A 2,484-nucleotide genomic window follows, 5' to 3' on the forward strand; every position below is an offset into this window, starting at 1 on the left:
GGCCACGGCCGCCGCCCCCGGCTCGTCCGGTCGGCGCGGGACGGAGCCCGTCCTGGCCGCGARCGCGTCGCCCGTGCCGTCCGGATCGGCGACAGGGGAACGCCGTGCCGTCGCAGAGATGGCTGAGCGGGAGGGGGTGAACGCCGCGCGGTGGCGCCGCCGTCAGACCTCGGTCCTGAGCGCGGCGGTCTCCCACTCGAAGCCGTCCGGGTCGGTGAACGCACCGGCACGGCCGCCGATCACCAGCCGGTGCGAGCCGGTTCCCTCGGGCGGCACCCCCGCGTCCTTGGCCAGCGCCCGGCGCCGGTACAGGCCCAGCTTGACGGGGCTCGAACCGGCCTCGAACTCCACGTACATACGGCTGACGCTCTTCGCCACGGCGAGGCCCTGCTCGACGTAGAACCGCTTGCTGGCGACGATGTCCGCGACGCCGAGGAGGAGCACGACCGCCTCGATCCGCCCGGTGGCGGGGCCGGTGTTCCTCTTCGCCGAGGTCGCCACCTTCCAGATCGTGCCGTCCGGGGCCTGGACGACACCGCCGTACCCCCAGAGCGACTTCGCGGCGGACTTCAGTGCCGTGGCGCCCGCCGCGAGGGCCGCGGCGATGAGGTGGTCGACGTCGGCGGGCTGGGAGACGGTCAGCGACAGCGTGAACCCGCGGAAGCCGGTCGTGGCCGCGTCGGAGGCCCGCAGGGCTATCTGCGGGCCGAGGCCGAAGGCGGTGGTGTAGAAGCGGCGGGCGGCCTCGGGGTCGGCCACGGCGAGGGTGACGTTCTCGATGGTTTCCATGCCCTTCACGCTAGTGAGGGGCGGATGGCGGGCGCTTCTCGAAAACTGACCGTCTGCGCGCGGGACCGACCGTCTGCGCGCGGGCCCGTGCCGATGCCCGACACGGGCCGCCTCCTGGCACCGGATCGGCGGACGCGCGATGGTGGTCGAGTGGATCACATGACAGCCGCCGGACTCTTCACCCGCCGCCTGGGACCCGTGCCGGGCGAGGGCACACGCACCGTGGTGCTCGTGCACGGGCTCGGTCTCTCCGGGCGCTACTTCGTGCCGCTCGCCCGGCGTCTCGCCGCGAGCGGGGCGTCGGTCCTCGTGCCCGATCTGCCGGGCAACGCGCGGTCCCGGGCCGCCGTGCGCCGCGCACCCGCGGTGGAGCACAGCGCCGAGCTGCTGGCCCGCTGGCACAAGGAGTTACTCCCCGGGCCGAGCCTGCTGGTGGCCAACTCCGTCGGCGCCCAGGTGGTCGCCGCCCTCACCGCCCGCCACCCGCAGCTGGTGAACGGCATGGTGCTGGTCGGTCCCGCCCTGGAGCCGGAGGCATCGGCCTCCCGCCTGTTCGGCAGGCTCCTCGCGGACGCGCCCCGGGAGACGCTCTCCCTGCTCGCGGTGGCCGCGACGGACTATCTGCTGACCGGTCTGCCGCGCTGCGCCGTGTCCTTCCGGCACGCCCTGCGGGACGCCGCCGGAGCGTTCGAGGGGAACCTCGCCCAGGTGCGCGTGCCGACGCTCCTCGTCCGGGGCGCGGGTGACACCATCGCGACCGGCGCCTGGCTGCGGCGCGTGGCCGCCCTGACCGGCGCCGCCCGCACGGAGGAGGTCCCGGGCGCGGCGCACGCGGCCCACTACACCGCGCCGGACGCCCTCGCGGCGCTGATCCACGACTTCACGGCGGGAGTGCCCGTATGAGTGCGTCGCGCGCGACAGGACCCTCGCCAGACGGGCACGGAAAACATTCCTCGTCCGGTGGCCACGGGAAGCCCTCGCCCTGGCTGCGCCTGCTGCCCGGCATCTCCCCCAAGCGCCGCGGCTTCATCCTGGCCTGGTGGGGATTCGCCCTGACCTTCGGCGGGATGCGCCTGCTCACCTGGCTCATCCACATCGATGTGGCCGGAGTGGGCGACATGGAGGCGGGCGGAGTGCACATCCACCACTACGTGTGGGGCATCCTGCTCCTCGCGGCGGTGGGCGCGGCGGGCCTCGTCGACCGTTCGGCACGGGCACGCGCGTGGATGGGCCTCGCCTACGGGGTGGGCCTCGCCCTTGTGGTCGACGAGGCGGCGCTGCTGATCAGTCTGGAGGACGTGTACTGGGACACTCTGGGCGGCGTCAGCATCGCCCTGGCCATCGCGGTGATCGCCGTCGCCGGGAGCGTCCTGGCGATGACGCGCGGGCGCAGTGCCTCCAGGCGCGACTCGGAGCGGGACGGGGCCGACGCCGCCTGAGACGCGCCGCTTCCGTCCCCAGCGGGGTGGCGGCAACACCACCCCGCACCCGGGCCCCGGGCCTCCTGACCCGGGCCGTCGAACGGCGCGGGCTTCCCCCCGTCAGCAGTGCACAATCCGGCGCTCACCCGTCACGCACGACATGGCGCGCGACAGCAGGCGGGTGCACCGGTCTGTGCGGGGCGCCGCGGCGAGCGAGCCGGTGGTCGTCCCGCRCCGGGGCGCGCGGCAATGGGACGACGGCTCCATCCTGTCC

Annotated in this window: 3 protein-coding genes; 2 read left to right on the forward strand and 1 reads right to left on the reverse strand. The window is 74.6% G+C overall.

The window, feature by feature from the left end:
• Positions 1-162: 162 nt before the first annotated feature.
• Positions 163-789, reverse strand: coding sequence for a glyoxalase (locus AB8Z36_RS36845; RefSeq protein ID WP_369217744.1), 627 nt, complete (start codon positions 787-789; stop codon positions 163-165).
• A gap of 159 nt (positions 790-948) precedes the next feature.
• Between AB8Z36_RS36845 and AB8Z36_RS36850 the strand changes: the two genes are divergently transcribed.
• Together AB8Z36_RS36850 and AB8Z36_RS36855 are read left to right on the forward strand one after the other, a co-directional pair.
• Positions 949-1,692, forward strand: a complete 744-nt coding sequence (locus AB8Z36_RS36850) for an alpha/beta fold hydrolase (protein WP_369217745.1) — start codon at positions 949-951, stop codon at positions 1,690-1,692.
• Entirely contained in the window at positions 1,689-2,228 is a 540-nt protein-coding gene (locus AB8Z36_RS36855) for a hypothetical protein (RefSeq protein WP_369217746.1), read from the forward strand. Before AB8Z36_RS36850 ends, AB8Z36_RS36855 begins: the two co-directional genes overlap by 4 nt.
• Positions 2,229-2,484: the final 256 nt, after the last annotated feature.

Origin of the sequence: Streptomyces flavofungini (assembly GCF_041028215.1) — a bacterium.
Taxonomy (GTDB): Bacteria; Actinomycetota; Actinomycetes; order Streptomycetales; family Streptomycetaceae; genus Streptomyces; species Streptomyces flavofungini_B.